The organism is Kitasatospora sp. HUAS MG31, assembly GCF_040571325.1.
Lineage (GTDB): Bacteria > Actinomycetota > Actinomycetes > Streptomycetales > Streptomycetaceae > Kitasatospora > Kitasatospora camelliae.
Map to the genome: position 1 here is coordinate 6,345,183 of NZ_CP159872.1, position 15,958 is coordinate 6,361,140.

The 15,958-nt window shown below is 74.2% G+C and carries 15 protein-coding genes; 11 read left to right on the forward strand and 4 right to left on the reverse strand.

The annotated features are described in order from the left end of the window. Positions 1 to 172 precede the first annotated feature (172 nt). Together ABWK59_RS28310 and ABWK59_RS28315 are read right to left on the reverse strand one after the other, a co-directional pair. Complete coding sequence (locus ABWK59_RS28310) at positions 173 to 697, reverse strand: GNAT family N-acetyltransferase (protein WP_354643472.1); 525 nt, start codon at positions 695 to 697, stop codon at positions 173 to 175. A gap of 15 nt (positions 698 to 712) precedes the next feature. Then, entirely contained in the window at positions 713 to 1,684 is a 972-nt protein-coding gene (locus tag ABWK59_RS28315) for a rhomboid family intramembrane serine protease (protein ID WP_354643473.1), read from the reverse strand. 141 nt (positions 1,685 to 1,825) lie between these two features. On the opposite strand from ABWK59_RS28315, the gene ABWK59_RS28320 reads away from it, so the two are divergent. After that, positions 1,826 to 2,992 (forward strand): methyltransferase, encoded by a 1,167-nt coding sequence (locus ABWK59_RS28320; protein WP_354643474.1) that lies wholly within the window; start codon positions 1,826 to 1,828, stop codon positions 2,990 to 2,992. Positions 2,993 to 3,034: 42 nt separating this feature from the next. Here ABWK59_RS28320 and ABWK59_RS28325 read toward each other — a convergent pair whose 3' ends face one another. Together ABWK59_RS28325 and ABWK59_RS28330 are read right to left on the reverse strand one after the other, a co-directional pair. Further along, on the reverse strand, positions 3,035 to 3,511 hold the full coding sequence (locus ABWK59_RS28325; protein ID WP_354643475.1) for a hypothetical protein: 477 nt from the start codon (positions 3,509 to 3,511) through the stop codon (positions 3,035 to 3,037). 57 nt (positions 3,512 to 3,568) lie between these two features. Beyond that, a complete protein-coding gene (locus ABWK59_RS28330) occupies positions 3,569 to 4,792 on the reverse strand; it encodes a beta-ketoacyl-[acyl-carrier-protein] synthase family protein (protein WP_354643476.1) in 1,224 nt (407 codons plus the stop codon). 235 nt (positions 4,793 to 5,027) lie between these two features. Here ABWK59_RS28330 and argC point away from each other — a divergent pair, with 235 nt between their 5' ends. The 10 genes from argC to ABWK59_RS28380 all read left to right on the forward strand — a co-directional run bounded on the left by argC (position 5,028) and on the right by ABWK59_RS28380 (position 15,636). After that, complete coding sequence (gene argC, locus ABWK59_RS28335) at positions 5,028 to 6,056, forward strand: N-acetyl-gamma-glutamyl-phosphate reductase (RefSeq protein ID WP_354643477.1); 1,029 nt, start codon at positions 5,028 to 5,030, stop codon at positions 6,054 to 6,056. Between the two features lie 20 nt (positions 6,057 to 6,076). Next, positions 6,077 to 7,225 (forward strand): bifunctional glutamate N-acetyltransferase/amino-acid acetyltransferase ArgJ, encoded by a 1,149-nt coding sequence (gene argJ / locus ABWK59_RS28340; RefSeq protein ID WP_354645133.1) that lies wholly within the window; start codon positions 6,077 to 6,079, stop codon positions 7,223 to 7,225. A 21-nt stretch (positions 7,226 to 7,246) separates the two neighbouring features. Continuing rightward, entirely contained in the window at positions 7,247 to 8,179 is a 933-nt protein-coding gene (gene argB / locus ABWK59_RS28345) for an acetylglutamate kinase (RefSeq protein WP_354643478.1), read from the forward strand. Next, positions 8,176 to 9,384 (forward strand): acetylornithine transaminase, encoded by a 1,209-nt coding sequence (locus tag ABWK59_RS28350; protein WP_354643479.1) that lies wholly within the window; start codon positions 8,176 to 8,178, stop codon positions 9,382 to 9,384. Before argB ends, ABWK59_RS28350 begins: the two co-directional genes overlap by 4 nt. 23 nt (positions 9,385 to 9,407) lie before the next feature. Further along, entirely contained in the window at positions 9,408 to 9,956 is a 549-nt protein-coding gene (locus ABWK59_RS28355) for an arginine repressor (protein ID WP_354643480.1), read from the forward strand. Positions 9,957 to 10,106: 150 nt separating this feature from the next. Further along, complete coding sequence (locus ABWK59_RS28360) at positions 10,107 to 11,300, forward strand: argininosuccinate synthase (RefSeq protein ID WP_354643481.1); 1,194 nt, start codon at positions 10,107 to 10,109, stop codon at positions 11,298 to 11,300. Positions 11,301 to 11,378: 78 nt separating this feature from the next. Further along, complete coding sequence (gene argH, locus ABWK59_RS28365; protein ID WP_354643482.1) at positions 11,379 to 12,803, forward strand: argininosuccinate lyase; 1,425 nt, start codon at positions 11,379 to 11,381, stop codon at positions 12,801 to 12,803. 91 nt (positions 12,804 to 12,894) lie between these two features. Next, on the forward strand, positions 12,895 to 14,274 hold the full coding sequence (locus ABWK59_RS28370) for an FAD-binding oxidoreductase (RefSeq protein WP_354643483.1): 1,380 nt from the start codon (positions 12,895 to 12,897) through the stop codon (positions 14,272 to 14,274). 92 nt (positions 14,275 to 14,366) lie between these two features. Further along, positions 14,367 to 14,966: an RNA polymerase sigma factor gene (locus ABWK59_RS28375; protein WP_354643484.1), complete on the forward strand. Its 600-nt coding sequence runs from the start codon at positions 14,367 to 14,369 to the stop codon at positions 14,964 to 14,966. A 175-nt stretch (positions 14,967 to 15,141) separates the two neighbouring features. Further along, complete coding sequence (locus ABWK59_RS28380; protein ID WP_354643485.1) at positions 15,142 to 15,636, forward strand: GNAT family N-acetyltransferase; 495 nt, start codon at positions 15,142 to 15,144, stop codon at positions 15,634 to 15,636. The last annotated feature ends 322 nt before the right edge of the window (positions 15,637 to 15,958 follow it).

Below are 15,958 nucleotides of genomic sequence, written 5' to 3' on the forward strand. Positions count from 1 at the left end.
CAGGCCGCCGCCGGCCGCCGTATGTGCTGTGTCGTCACCTTGTCGCCTGTCAGGTCGTGTGGTGCGCAGCCGCGTTGGAGCGGAGGTGCGCAGTCCGAACGGACTGCCATCCTGCCCCATGGCCCTGCGGCCGCCCCAGCCGGACCCCGGCGTTCCGGAACCGTCCGGGTGCTCAGGTGAGGTCCTCCGCGAGGAGGTCCATCAGGAGGCCGTCGTGGAAGGTCCCGTCCAGGCCGCGTTCGTACGACCGCATCACCCCCACCGGCCGGAACCCCACCTTGCCGTAGCAGCGGATCGCCGCCGCGTTGTCCGCCGCCGGGTCGATGGTCAGCCGGTGGTGGCCCAGTTCCCCGATGAGGTACCGGGCCACCGTGCGGACGGTGTCGGTGCCGACGCCCCGGCCGTGCACGGCGGGGTCGAGGTAGATGTCGATGCCGGCGTGCCGGTAGTCGGGTTCCTCCTCCGCGGACCACTGCACGGCGCCGGCGACCCGCCCCTCGTACTCGACGACCAGCGTGGCGGTGCCCTCGTCCGCCAGGTCCTCGCGGACCTCCGCCGCGAGGTCCTCCCCGCCGCGCCAGCGCTCCCGGACCTCGGGGGTGGCGCGGATCGCGGCCAGCAGCGGGACGTCCCCGTCCACGGCCGGGCGGAGGCGGACGAGGGATCCGGACAGGGAGGGCAGGGCGGCGGGGTCCATGACCCGACGCTACCGTCAGATCCCGGTCGGGAGTCCCGCCGTCAGGTCCGAGGTCTTCAGCACGGTGAGCCCCACCAGCACCGCCAGCACGGCCACCGCGGCGGCGGCCTGCACCGCGGTCCGTCCCCGCCGCGGGGCGAAGGCGTACGCGGCGCCCACCACGGCGCCGGTGAGCAGGCCGCCCAGGTGGCCCTCCCAGGAGGTGAAGCCGGCCGAGACCACCAGCCAGATCAGGGAGGTGACCAGCATCCGGCTGCCGCCGAGCGGGTCGTGCCGCAGCTTGCGGCTGAGCACGAAGTAGCCGGCGACCAGGCCGAAGACCGCGCCCGAGGCGCCGACCGCCGGCTGGTCGGGCGAGACCAGGTACGAGAGCACCGAGCCGCCGAGCGCGGACAGCAGGTACAGGGCGACGAACCGGATCCGGCCCAGCCGCTCCTCCAGCGCCCCGCCGAGGGTCCACACCCAGTACATGTTGAAGAGGATGTGGGCGATGCCGAACAGGCCGACCGTCGGCAGCTGGTGCAGGAAGGCCCCGGTGAGCAGCCGGAACCACTCGCCGTGCGCCACCCCGACCGCCTGGAAGCCCTCCGGCACGCCGAAGAGGGGTTCGAGGTAGTAGCCGCCGTCCGGGGCGACCATGCCCCGGCCGAGCATGTCGAACCGGTCGAGCAGGGCCGGGCGGGCGACGGTGGCCAGGTACGCCAGCACGTTCAGCGCGATGAGCAGGTAGGTCGCCACCGGGGTGCCCACGGGCCGGCCGCCGAAGACCGTCCGGGCCTGCCGCATCCCGCGCCGGCCCTCCTTCACGCAGTCCGGGCAGTGGTAGCCGACCGCCGCCTCCCGCATGCAGTCCGGGCAGACGTACCGGTCGCAGCGGGTGCAGCGCACGTACGTCTCCCGCCCGGTGTGGCGGTAGCAGGTCGGCGGCTGCTGCGCGTCGGGGGCGTGGGTGTCCCGGGCCCCGTCGGCGGCGGGCGTGGCGTCCATGGGTGGGGGAGTCTCCGTCCGTCGTGTGGATCATCCTGATCCGGCGGCGAACAACCTAGCGAACAGGGCTGACGCCCGGGCGCAGGGGTCTGACGGCGCGATTCCCGGGTGGGCTCGGCGACCGGCTAGCCTGAGGGCACGATGAACCGCTTCACCACTCCCTGGGGCGAGCTCGAGCTCGCCCGGTTCCCCGAGGACCCGCGCGAGACCCTGCGGGCGTGGGACGCCGCCGACGAGTACCTGCTGCGGCACCTGGCCGGCGCCGACCAGGATGGAGCGGCAGGAGCGGCCGGCACCGTGGTGGTGCTGGGCGACCGCTGGGGCGCGCTCACCACCGCCCTGGCCGCCCGCCGCGCGGTCCAGATCACCGACTCGTACCTGGGCCGCCGGGCGACCGCCGCCAACCTCGCCCGCAACGGGGTCGACCCGGCCGCCGTCACCCTGCTGACCACCCAGGACGCGCCGCCGGAGCGGATCGACCTGCTGCTGGTGCGGGTCCCCAAGAGCCTGGCGCTGCTGGAGGACCAGCTGCACCGGCTCGCCCCCGCCGTCCACCCCGGCACCACCGTGATCGGCACCGGGATGGTCAAGGAGATCCACACCTCCACCCTGGCCCTGTTCGAGCGGATCCTCGGGCCGACCCGGACCTCGCTGGCCGAGAAGAAGGCCCGGCTGATCTTCTGCACCCCCGAGTGCACCCCCGAGCGGGAGCGGGACCGCGGCGCCAACCCGTGGCCGCACGGCTACCGCCTGCCCACCGGCATCGGCGCCGTCTCCGGCCGGCCGGTGACCAACCACGCCGGCACCTTCTGCGCCGAGAAGCTCGACATCGGCACCCGGTTCCTGCTCCAGCACCTGCCCGAGCGGCGCGGGCCCGAGCGGGTGGTCGACCTCGGCTGCGGCAACGGCGTGGTCGGCACGGCCGCCGCCCTCGGCAACCCCGAGGCCGAGGTGCTGTTCATCGACGAGTCGTACCAGGCGGTGGCCTCCGCCGAGGCCACCCACCGGGCCAACGTCCCCGCGGGCAAGGCCGAGTACCTGGTCGGCGACGGCCTGGCCGAGGTCCCGGACGGCTCGGTGGACCTGGTGCTCAACAACCCGCCGTTCCACAGCCACCAGGCCACCACCGACGCCACCGCCTGGCGGATGTTCACCGGCGCCCGGCGGGCGCTGCGCCCCGGCGGGGAGCTCTGGGTGGTCGGCAACCGGCACCTCGGGTACCACGTGAAGCTGCGCCGGCTCTTCGGCAACTGCGCCGTGGTCGCGTCCAACCCGAAGTTCGTCGTGCTGCGGGCCGTCCGCCGCTGATCCGCCGCTGACCCCGGGCGTCCGGCCGGACCGGACCGGGCCTCAGCCCTCCAGGGCGGTCAGTTCGCCCACGGCGGCGAGCAGTTCGAAGGAGGACTCCGCGTCGGCCCGGCCGACGGTGAGCGCCACGAACCGGCCCGCGCCGCCGGGGAGCCACAGCCGCAGCTCGGCGGCGAGCCGCGCCAGGAAGGGCAGCGGCGCCGGGGCGGCCGTCTCGATGTCGAGGGGACGCAGGTAGGGGCGGAGGTCGAGGGTCCGCGGCTCGCCCCAGTGCTCGGTCAGCAGGGCGGCCAGGGTGTCCCGTTCGGCCTCGATGCCCCGCGCGCAGGCCTCCACCAGCGCCGGCCCGGGGCTGTCCCAGAAGTCCCGGGTCCGGCCGAGCACCGCCAGGTGGTAGCCCGGGCCGCTCCAGCCGCCGTCCGGCTGCCGGCTGTCCCGCTCGGCGTAGGCGGCCGCCAGCAGGCCCCGGACGACTCCCATCCGGTGCTCGGCCGAGCAGTGCCTGGCTTCCTTGGTCACGGGCCGCATCGTACGCGCGTGGCGCGCCGCCCGGACCCCCGGCGGCAGCGCGCCCGGTCAGGGGGCCGGGGTGAAGACCAGGCAGGCGTTGTGGCCGCCGAAGCCGAAGGAGTTGGCCAGGGCCGCCGTCAGCCGGCCGTGGCGGGGTGCGCCGGTGACCACGTCCAGCTCCACCTGCGGGTCCGGGGACTCCAGGTTCACGGTGGCCGGCACCACCCCGTCCCGGAGGGCGAGGATCGCGGCCAGCGCGCCCAGCGACCCGGCCGCGCCGAACAGGTGCCCGGTCATCGACTTGGTGGCGGTGACCACCGGGTGGGTGCCGACGGCCTCGGCGATGGAACGGGCCTCCGCCAGGTCGCCGGCCGGGGTGGAGGTGGCGTGCGCGTGGACGTGCTGGATCGCGCCCGGCTCCAGTCCGGCGTCCCGCAGCGCCCGCCGTACCGCCCGGACCTGGCCCTCCGGGTGCGCCGCGGTGATGTGGCGGGCGTCCGAGGTGACCCCCGCCCCGGCGAGCACCGCGTGGGCGCGGGCCCGGCGGGCGGCGGCGAAGGAGGCCCGCTCCAGGACCACCACGGCGGCGCCCTCGGCGATGACGAAGCCGTCCCGGTCGGCGTCGAACGGCCGGGAGGCGCGCTCCGGCTCCTCGTTGCGGGTGGAGTGCGCCCGGGCCTGGGCGAACCCGGCCAGCGGCAGCGGGTGGATGCAGGCCTCGGCGCCGCCGGCCACCACCACGTCGGCCCGGCCCAGCCGGATCAGGTCCAGGCCGAGGGCGATCGCCTCGGCGCCGGAGGCGCAGGCGCTGACCGGGGTGTGGGCGCCGCCGCGGGCGCCGAGGTCGATGGAGACCCAGGCCGCCGGGCCGTTGGCCATCAGCATCGGCACGGTGTGCGGCGACACCTTGCGCACCCCGGAGGCCTCCAGGACGTCGTCCTGGCCGAGCATGGTCAGCGCGCCGCCGGTCCCGGTGCCGATCACCACGGCCAGCCGCTCCGGGTCGACCTCGGGTGCGCCGGCGTCGGCCCAGGCCTCCCGGGCGGCGACCAGGGCGACCTGCTCGCAGCGGTCCGTCCGGCGGGCCTGGACCCGGTCCAGCACCGCGGTCGGCTCGACCGCGAGCCGGCCGGCGATCCGGACCGGCAGGGTGGCCGCCCACTCCTCCTCGATCGGCCGGATGCCCGAGCGTCCGGCCAGCATCCCCGCCCAGGTGGCGGCGACGTCCCCGCCCAGCGGGGTGGTGGCCCCGAGTCCGGTGACCAGGACCTGATCGGTATCGACAGTCACGGATGAACTCCTCCTGTGGAAAGGTCACAACACGCCAGGCGGTCGCAGCCGGTGGGCCGTGACCTCGCCACCGACTCTGCCAGCACGGTGACGAGTCATCAGGCGCCACCGTCCATGGAAATCCGCACCCGAACCTTGGAGGTTTCCTCCAGTGCGCGGCCGCGGCCGCCGCGAGCTCCTTGCATGAATGTTCCGAGGTGCGTATATTCATGCCACGACCAAGGAGGAGAGTGCCATGGCATTGCGAGTCGCCGTCGCCGGCGCCAGCGGGTACGCGGGGGGCGAGGTGCTGCGCCTGCTGCTGAGCCACCCCGAGGTGGAGATCGGGGCGCTGACCGGAGGCTCCAACGCGGGCGCCCGGTTCGGCTCGCTCCAGCCGCACCTGCTGCCGCTGGCGGACCGGGTGCTGGAGCCCACCACCCAGGACACCCTGGCCGGCCACGACGTGGTCTTCCTCGGCCTCCCGCACGGCCAGTCCGCCCCGGTCGCCGCCGCGCTCGGCGAGGAGGTGCTGGTGGTCGACCTCGGCGCCGACCACCGGCTGAAGGCCGCCGCCGACTGGGAGCAGTTCTACGGCTCCCCGCACGCCGGCACCTGGCCGTACGGCCTGCCCGAGCTGCCCGGCCACCGGCAGGCGCTCAAGGGCGCCCGGCGGGTCGCCGTCCCCGGCTGCTACCCGACCGCCGTCTCGCTGGCGATGTTCCCCGCGTACGCGGCGGAGCTCGCCGAGCCGGAGACCGTGATCGTCGCCGCCTCCGGCACCTCCGGCGCCGGCAAGGCGGTCAAGCCGCACCTGCTGGGCAGCGAGGTGATGGGCTCGATGAGCCCGTACGGCGTGGGCGGCGGGCACCGGCACACCCCGGAGATGGCGCAGAACCTGACGCCGCTGGCCGGCGAGCCGGTCACCGTCTCCTTCACCCCGACCCTCGCCCCGATGCCCCGCGGCATCCTGGCCACCTGCAGCGCCAAGGCCAAGCCCGGCACCACCGCCGCCCAGCTGCGCGCCGCGTACGCCCAGGCCTTCGCCGGCGAGCCGTTCGTCCACCTGCTGCCCGAGGGGCAGTGGCCGCACACCGGCTCGGTGTACGGCTCCAACGCCGCGCTGGTCCAGGTCTCCCTGGACGAGCACGCCGGGCGGATCATCGCGATCAGCGCGATCGACAACCTGGTCAAGGGCACCGCCGGCGGCGCGGTGCAGAGCATGAACATCGCCCTGGGCCTCCCCGAGGAGCTGGGCCTCCCGCTGAACGGAGTCGCACCGTGACCGACACCCAGAACACCGGCGTGACCGCGGCGAAGGGCTTCCGCGCGGCCGGCGTGACGGCCGGCATCAAGGCCTCCGGCACCCCGGACCTCGCCCTGGTCGTCAACGACGGCCCCTCCTTCGCCGCCGCCGGCGTCTTCACCTCCAACCGGGTCAAGGCCGCCCCCGTGCTCTGGTCCCAGCAGGTGCTGAAGACCGGAGAGCTGGCCGCGGTGGTCCTCAACTCCGGCGGCGCCAACGCCTGCACCGGCCCCGGGGGCTTCCAGGACACCCACGCCACCGCCGAGAAGGTCGCCGCCGAGCTGGGCGTCGGCGCCGGCGAGGTGGCGGTCTGCTCCACCGGCCTGATCGGCGTCCGGCTGCCGATGGACCTCCTGCTGCCCGGCGTGGAGCAGGCCGCGGCGGCGCTCTCCGCCGAGGGCGGCGAGGCCGCGGCGATCGCCATCAAGACCACCGACACCGTGCACAAGACCGCCCAGGTCACCAGCCCGGCCGGCTGGACGGTCGGCGGCATGGCCAAGGGCGCGGGCATGCTCGCCCCCGGCCTGGCCACCATGCTGGTGGTGATCACCACCGACGCGCAGGCGGGGTCCGCCGCCCTGGACGAGGCGCTGCGCGCCGCCACCCGCACCACCTTCGACCGGGTGGACTCCGACGGCTGCATGTCCACCAACGACACCGTGCTGCTGCTCGCCTCCGGCGCCAGCGGCACCGTCCCGGACGCGGCCGAGTTCGCCGAGGCCGTCCGTACGGTCTCCGCCGACCTGGCCCGCCAGCTGATCGGCGACGCCGAGGGCGCGTCCAAGGACATCCGGATCGACGTGGTGAACGCCGCCACCGAGGACGAGGCCGTCGAGGTCGCCCGCACCATCGCCCGCAACAACCTGCTCAAGTGCGCCATCCACGGCGAGGACCCGAACTGGGGCCGGGTGCTGGCCGCCATCGGCACCACCCGGGCCGCCTTCGACCCGGACCGGCTGGACGTGGCCATCAACGGCGTCTGGGTCTGCCGCGACGGCGGCGTCGGCGAGGACCGCGACCTGGTCTCGATGAAGGGCCGCGAGGTGGTCATCACCGCCGACCTGAACGCCGGGCAGGCCGCCGCCAGCGTGTGGACCAACGACCTGACCGCCGACTACGTGCACGAGAACAGCGCCTACTCGACCTGATCCCGGGGGGATGGACACACCGTGCAGATCGCACCCAAGGGCGAACAGGCCCGCAGCAACGCCGCGCTGCCCAAGGCCCGCACCCTGATCGAGGCGCTCCCGTGGCTGGAGCGCTTCCACGGCAAGACCGTGGTCATCAAGTTCGGCGGCAACGCCATGGTGGACGAGGAGCTGAAGGCCGCCTTCGCGCAGGACGTGGTGTTCCTGCGGTACGCCGGCCTGCACCCGGTCGTCGTCCACGGCGGCGGCCCGCAGATCAGCGCCCAGCTCGACAAGCTGGGCCTGGAGTCCTCGTTCACCGCGGGTCTCAGGGTCACCACCCCCGAGACCATGGACGTGGTCCGGATGGTGCTCGCCGGCCAGGTGCAGCGCGAGCTGGTCGGCCTGCTCAACGGACACGGCCCGTTCGCGGTCGGCATGACCGGCGAGGACGCCCACACCATGACCGCCGTCAAGCGGTTCGCCGTGGTGGACGGCGAGCAGGTGGACATCGGCCTGGTCGGAGACATCGTCAACATCGAGGCCGGCGCCGTGAAGGCGCTGATCGCGGACGGCCGGATCCCGGTGATCTCCTCGATCGCCCGCGGCGCCGACGGCCACGTCTACAACATCAACGCCGACACCGCCGCCTCCGCCCTGGCGGTCGCGCTCGGCGCCGAGATGCTGGTGGTGCTGACCGACGTCGAGGGCCTCTACAAGGACTGGCCGAACTCCGACGACGTGATCAGCCAGCTCTGCGCCTCCGAGCTGGAGGAGATGCTGCCCACCCTGGCCACCGGCATGCTCCCCAAGATGGAGGGCTGCCTGCGGGCCGTCCGCTCCGGCGTGGGCACCGCCCGCGTCCTGGACGGCCGGGTGCAGCACAGCCTGCTCCTGGAGATCTTCACCGACGAGGGCATCGGGACGATGGTCGTCCCGGACGACGAGCCGACCGTACTGGGGGGACTGGCATGACCGGCAGCAACGTCCAGCTGACGCAGCGCTGGCAGCACGCGCTGATGGACAACTACGGCACCCCGCGGATCCCGCTGGTCCGCGGCGAGGGCTCGACGCTCTGGGACGCCGACGGCAACCGCTACCTCGACCTGGTCGGCGGCATCGCGGTGAACGCCCTGGGCACCGCCCACCCCGCCATCGTCGAGGCGGTCACCCGGCAGATCTCCACCCTCGGCCACGTCTCCAACCTGTTCATGGCCGAGCCGACCATCGCCCTGGCCGAACGGCTGCTGGAGCTGGCCGGCCGCCCCGGCCGGGTGTTCTTCTGCAACTCCGGCGCCGAGGCCAACGAGACCGCCTTCAAGATCGGCCGGCTCACCGGGCGGACCCACGTGGTCTCGCTCCAGGGCGGCTTCCACGGCCGGACCATGGGCGCCCTCACGCTGACCGCCCAGCCCGGCAAGCAGGACCCGTTCAAGCCGCTGCTCGCCGACGCGACCTACGTCCCGTTCGGCGACGTCGAGGCGCTGCGGGCGGCCGTCACCACCGAGACCGCCGCGGTCTTCCTGGAGCCGATCCAGGGCGAGAACGGCGCCATCCCGCTGCCCGACGGCTACCTGCGGGCCGCCCGCGAGATCACCCGGGCCACCGGCACCCTGCTGGTGCTGGACGAGGTGCAGACCGGCATCGGCCGCACCGGCCACTGGTTCGCCCACCAGGCCCTGGAGGGCATCGAGCCGGACGTGGTCACCCTGGCCAAGGGCCTCGGCGGCGGCCTGCCGATCGGCGCCGTGCTCGCCTTCGGGGACGCCGCGGAACTGCTCCACCCGGGCCACCACGGCACCACCTTCGGCGGCAACCCGGTGGTCGCGGCCGCCGGCCTCGCGGTCCTGGACACCATCGCCGACCAGGGCCTGCTGGAGCACGTCCAGAAGGTGGGGGAGCGGCTGCGCACCGGCATCGAGGCGATCGGCGACCCGCTGGTCGACCATGTCCGCGGCGCCGGCCTGCTGCTCGGGATCGTGCTCACCGCGCCGGTCGCGGCGCAGGTCCAGCTGGCCGCCCAGCACGCCGGGTTCCTGGTCAACGCGGCCGTCGCGGACGCCGTCCGGCTGGTCCCGCCACTGGTGCTCACCGAACGGGAGGCGGACGAGTTCCTGGCCGCGCTCCCCGGCATCCTGCGGACCGTCCGGGAGTCGGCCGCCCCCGGCGCGAACAGCTGAGCCGAGTCCGGGAGAATCATCGTATGACCCCACCCAACGCCGACCAGCCCGCCGCCGGTCCGACGCCGCAGGTCCCGCAGACCCGCACGGCGCGCCACCGGCGGATCGTGGACCTGTTGACCCGTCAGCCGGTCCGCTCGCAGAGCCAGCTCGCCAAGCTGCTCGCCGACGACGGACTGGTGGTCACTCAGGCCACCCTTTCGCGGGACCTGGACGAGCTGGGTGCGGTGAAGATCCGCAACCGGGACGGCGCCCTGATCTACGCCGTCCCGGCCGAGGGCGGCGACCGCACGCCGCGCGCGCCGATGGGGGAGTCCGCCAGCGAGGCCAGGATGGCCCGGCTGGCGGGCGAGCTCATGGTCTCCGCCACCGCCTCCGGCAACCTGGTCGTGCTGCGCACCCCGCCGGGGGCCGCCCAGTTCCTGGCCTCGGCCATCGACGCCGCCGAGGTCTTCGAGATCATCGGCACCATCGCCGGTGACGACACCGTGCTGCTGATCAGCCGCGACCCGGCCGGCGGCCAGGCGCTGGCCGACCACCTGCTGCAGCTCGCCCAGGCCAAGGCGCAGTAGCCTCCGCCCCCGTCCCTCGCCCGAGGGGCGGGGGCGTCCGGTCCCCGGGACCGCCCACACCCGAAAACCCTGTTTTGAGTTTCATGCGCCGTCGTGCATACTTATGCCTAACGCCGTATGGAACATCGCCTCGTTGTGAAGGAGCAAGCCGTGACCGAGCGCGTCGTACTCGCCTATTCGGGCGGTCTGGACACGTCCGTCTGCATCGGCTGGATCGCCGAGGAGACCGGCGCCGAGGTCATCGCCGTGGCCGTGGACGTCGGCCAGGGCGGCGAGGACCTGGACGTCATCCGCCAGCGCGCGCTGGACTGCGGCGCCGTCGAGGCCGAGGTCGCGGACGCCCGCACCGAGTTCGCCGACGAGTACTGCCTCCCGGCCCTCAAGGCCAACGCCCTCTACCAGGGCGAGTACCCGCTGGTCTCGGCGCTGTCCCGGCCGGTGATCGTCAAGCACCTGGTCGCCGCCGCGCAGAAGCACGGCGCCACCACGGTCGCCCACGGCTGCACCGGCAAGGGCAACGACCAGGTCCGCTTCGAGGTCGGCATCAACTCGCTCGCCCCGGGCCTGAAGTGCATCGCCCCGGTCCGCGACTACGCGATGACCCGCGACAAGGCGATCGCCTTCGCCGAGGCCAAGGGCCTGCCGATCGCGACCACCAAGAAGTCGCCGTACTCGATCGACCAGAACGTCTTCGGCCGCGCCGTCGAGACCGGCTTCCTCGAGGACATCTGGAACGCCCCGATCGAGGACGTCTACGAGTACACCCAGAACCCGGCCACCCCGCGCGAGGCCGACGAGGTGGTCATCACCTTCGAGGCCGGCGTCCCGGTCGCCATCGACGGCCGCAAGGTCACCGTCCTCCAGGCCATCGAGGAGCTGAACAAGCGCGCCGGTGCCCAGGGCGTCGGCCGGCTCGACATGGTCGAGGACCGCCTGGTCGGCATCAAGTCCCGCGAGATCTACGAGGCCCCCGGCGCGATCGCCCTGATCACCGCCCACCAGGCACTGGAGAACGTCACCGTCGAGCGCGAGCTGGCCCGCTACAAGCGGCAGGTCGAGCAGCGCTGGGCCGAGCTGGTCTACGACGGCCTCTGGTTCTCCCCGCTCAAGCGCGCCCTGGACGGCTTCGTCAACGAGGCCAACCAGTACGTCTCCGGCGACATCCGGATGGTGCTGCACGGCGGCCGCGCGGTGGTCAACGGCCGCAAGTCCGAGCAGTCGCTGTACGACTTCAACCTCGCCACCTACGACACCGGTGACACCTTCGACCAGTCGATGTCCAAGGGCTTCATCGAGATCTTCGGCATGTCCTCGAAGATCGCCGCCCGGCGCGACCTGGCCTGAGCCGTCCCCTTCCCGAGCCCCGGCCGCCCCCCATCGGCCGGGGCTCGTCCCCACCCGCAGCTGTAAGGAGCCCACGCGATGACCGCCGACCAGAACGCCGACGTCCGCCTCTGGGGCGCGCGCTTCGCCGACGGCCCCTCCGAGGCGCTGGCCAAGCTCTCCGCCTCGGTCCACTTCGACTGGCGCCTCGCGCCGTACGACATCGCCGGCTCCAAGGCGCACGCCCGGGTGCTGCACCGGGCCGGCCTGCTCGACGACGCCGAGCTGGAGGCGATGCTGGCCGGGCTGGACCGGCTGCTCGCCGACGTGGAGTCCGGCGCCTTCGTCGGCACGGTCGCCGACGAGGACGTGCACACCGCCCTGGAGCGCGGCCTGCTGGAGCGGCTCGGCCCCGACCTCGGCGGCAAGCTGCGGGCCGGCCGGTCCCGCAACGACCAGATCGCCACCCTGTTCCGGATGTACCTGCGCGACCACGCGAAGATCATCGGCGGACTGGTCCTGGACCTCCAGCACGCCCTGGTCGGCCTCGCCGAGGCCCACCCCGACACCGCCATGCCGGGCCGCACCCACCTCCAGCACGCCCAGCCCGTGCTCTTCGCCCACCACGTCCTCGCGCACGTGCAGGCCCTCGGCCGGGACGCCGAGCGGCTGCGCCAGTGGGACACCCGTACGGCGGTCTCCCCGTACGGCTCGGGCGCGCTGGCCGGGTCCTCGCTGGGCCTGGACCCGCAGGCGGTCGCGGCCGACCTGGGGTTCGAGCGGGGCTCGGTCGGCAACTCCATCGACGGCACCGCCTCGCGCGACTTCGTCGCCGAGTTCGCCTTCGTCACCGCGATGATCGGCATCAACCTCTCCCGGATCGCGGAGGAGGTGATCATCTGGAACACCAAGGAGTTCGGCTTCATCACGCTGCACGACGCCTTCTCCACCGGGTCCTCGATCATGCCGCAGAAGAAGAACCCCGACATCGCCGAGCTCGCCCGCGGCAAGTCCGGCCGCCTGATCGGCAACCTCACCGGGCTGCTCGCCACCCTGAAGGCGCTGCCGCTCGCGTACAACCGCGACCTGCAGGAGGACAAGGAGCCGGTCTTCGACTCCTGCGACACCCTGGAGGTCCTGCTGCCGGCGTTCACCGGCATGATGGCCACCCTGACGGTGCACCGGGAGCGGCTGGAGGAGCTGGCGCCGGCCGGGTTCTCGCTCGCCACCGACGTCGCCGAGTGGCTGGTCAAGCAGGGCGTGCCGTTCCGGGTGGCGCACGAGGTGGCCGGCGCCTGCGTGAGGGCCTGCGAGGAGCGGGGCATCGAGCTCGGCGACCTGACCGACGAGCAGTTCGCGGGGATCTCCGAGCACCTGACGCCCGAGGTGCGGTCGGTGCTGAGCGTGCACGGCGCCATCGCCTCGCGCAACGGCCGCGGCGGCACCGCCCCGTCGGCCGTCGCCGTCCAGCTCACCGAGGTCAAGGCCGACCTCGCCACCCAGGAGGCGTGGCTCAAGGCGTGAGCCGGGGCAGGCGGCCGGCCGCGCGCCCCGATTGCGTCCTCCGGGTGACGGTGCGTGTGCCCCGCGGGGGGTCGCGGCCGATACTGGGCCCATGGGTGCCAAGGCGGCCGCCGCGCTGCGTGAGGGCTTCCGCGGGCAGGTGATCGTGCCGGGCGATCCCGGGTACGACTCCGCCCGCGCGGTGTGGAACGGCGCCGTCGACCGCCGCCCCGAGGTGATCGCCCGCTGCACCGGCACCGCCGACGTCCTCCAGGCGGTCGCCGTCGCCCGCGACCACGGCCTGCTGGTGTCGGTCCGGGGCGGCGGCCACAGCGTCGCCGGCCTCGCGGTGTGCGACGGCGGCCTGGTGATCGACCTGTCCGGCCTGCGCGGGGTCCACGTGGACGCCGAGCGGCGGATCGCCCGCGCCCGGCCCGGCACCACCTGGGGCGACTTCGACCACGAGACCCAGAGCTTCCGGCTGGCCACCCCCGGCGGCCAGATGTCCGGCACCGGCATCGCCGGCTTCACCCTGGGCGGCGGGTTCGGCTGGCTGAGCCGCGCGTACGGGCTGGCCTGCGACAACCTGGTGGAGGCGGAGGTCGTGACCGCCGACGGCCGGGTGCTGGTGGCCGACTCGGCGCGCCGTCCGGACCTGTTCTGGGGGCTGCGCGGCGGCGGCGGCAACTTCGGCATCGTCACCTCCTTCACCTACCGGCTGCACCACGTCGGACCGCAGGTGCTGTGCGGCAGCCTGTTCCTGCCGGGGGAGCGGCTGGCCCGGACCCTGGCCGCGGTCCGCGACCACATGGCCGACGCGCCGGACGAGCTGTCCGCCGCCTGCGCCCTGACCCGCGCCCCCGCCGCGCCGTTCCTGCCGCCGGAGGCGCACGGCCGGCCGGTGGTCCGGGTCGGGGTGTGCTGGGCCGGCCGGCCCGACCGGGGGCGGACGGCGACGGCGCCGCTTCGGGCGCTGCCGGGGGTGCTGGCGGACACCGTGCAGACCCGGCCGTACGTGCTGTGGCAGCAGCTGCTGGACCCCGGCTGGGGCCCGGGTGCCCGGAACTACTGGAAGGCGGAGTACCTGACCGTCCTGTCGGACGCCGCCATCGACACCCTGGCCGACCAGTTCGCCCGGGTCAGCTCGCCGTTCTCGGACGTCCACCTGACCTTCCTGGGCGGGGCGGTGGCCCGGGTCGGCGCCGAGGACACCGCGTACACCCACCGCACCGCGCCGTACCTGCTGAGCATCAACAGCCGCTGGGAGAGCGGGCCGCCGGAGCCGCACGTGGCGTGGGCCCGGCGGTTCTGGAGCGGGATGCGGCCCTTCTCGGCGGGCGGGGCGTCGGTGAACTTCCTCGGCCAGGAGGGCTCCGGCCGGGTGCTGGAGGCGTACGGGCTGGCCAAGTACGAGCGGCTGACGGCGCTCAAGGACCGGTACGACCCGACCAACTTCTTCCGCGTCAACCAGAACATCCCGCCGAGCACCTGACCGGCGACCCGCCGGCACACCCCCGGTCGCCGGTCCGGGTGGCGCCCGCGCCGGGCCCGTCACCGATCCGCCGCCCGGCCGTCGTACCCGGTGTGAGAACTCCCGCCGCGCTCCCCGTACTGACCGTCCCTGAACCCGACCCCGACCCCGCCGCGCTCCCCGTCCCCGACCCCGACCCCGCCGCGCTCCCCGTCCCCGTCCCCGCCGCGCCGCTCGGCCTCACCGACCTGGTCGACCTGCGCCGCCGGCTGCGGCCGGTGCTGGCCGCGCTGGCCGGCAGCGGGGCGGAGCCGGAGGACCTGGAGCAGGCGGTCTGGCTGGCGGTGCTGGAGCGGGCCGTCCGGCGGGGGCTGCCGCGCGACCGGCGGTCCTGGCTGCGCGGGCTCGCCGTGCGCGAGGCGCTGGCCGCGCGGGCCGCCCGCCGGGAGGTCCCGGTGCCGGCCGTACCCGTGGCCCGGCCCGCGCCCGAGCAGCGGTACCTCGCCGAGGAGCGCCGCCGGGCCGTCCGGCTGGCGCTGGCGGCCCTGCCCGGCCGGTGCCCCGAGCTGCTGGCGGCGCTCGCCGAGTCGCCCGAACTCACCTACCGTCAGCAGGCGCTGCGGCTCGGTGTGCCGCGCGGCTCGATCGGCCCGACCCGCTCCCGGTGCCTGGCCCAGCTCCGCGCCCTGCTGGCGGCGCGCCGCGCGGAGTGACGCTCGCCACGTCCGGCGAAGCGGAGGTTGAGCGCGGCCCAAGCCTGGGTAGAGCGCTGGCGAACATCGCTCTTGACGGTGGCTCGACCGCCCGGACACTGAGCGTGAGCACTGATCCCCTCCCGGTGGGCGACACCCTCCGCCGCGCCGGGTCCGACGACGGGAGGCCCCGCACATGGGCATGAGTGTGACCATCTCGACGGCCGGTCAGGCCGATGCCGAGCAGATCCTCAAGCTCCAGTACCTCGGCTACCAGGGCGAGGCCGAGCTGTACGGGGACTGGACCCTCGACCCGCTGACCCAGACGCTGGACAGCCTCCGGGCCGAGATCGCCGAGCAGGAGGTCCTGGTGGCCCGGCTCGGCGACGAGGTCGTCGGCACCGTGCGCGGCCGGGTGGACGAGCTCGGCGTGGCCCACATCGGCCGCCTGGTGGTGCACCCCCGGATGCAGGGGCACGGCCTGGGCCGCCGCCTGCTGGAGGCCGTGGAGCGGCGGCTGGCGGCCGAGCACCCGGTCACCGGGTACGCGCTGTTCACCGGCCACCGCAGCCTGGCCAACCTGCGGCTGTACGCCCGCCACGGGTACCGGCAGACCGCGGTGCGCGAGGTCAGCCGGCGGCTCAGCATCGTCACCATGGAGAAGGCGGCGAGCAGCTCGCTGGCCGCCTGACCCCTCCCCTCCCGCCCCTCGGACGTCTCCCAGCCCGCTTCCCGAGCCGCTTCCGAGCCGATTCCCGAGCCCGCTTCCGCCGGCGCCCGACCTTCCGGTCGGGCGCCGTCGGGCTTGCCGCGCACGGGTCGTGTCCGGATGCCGGACGGCGGGTCCTGGTAACTGGGACCCGCTCCGGATGTCTGATTTACTTGCAGACATGACTGCGACGACGACATGCACCCCCACCGGCACCGCGCCGGCAGGTGAGCTGCGCATGTGCTGCCGTCGAATGTGTCACTGCTGAGGGCCCTCGTCCCTTTCCTCGCGCCCCGAAGCGAGG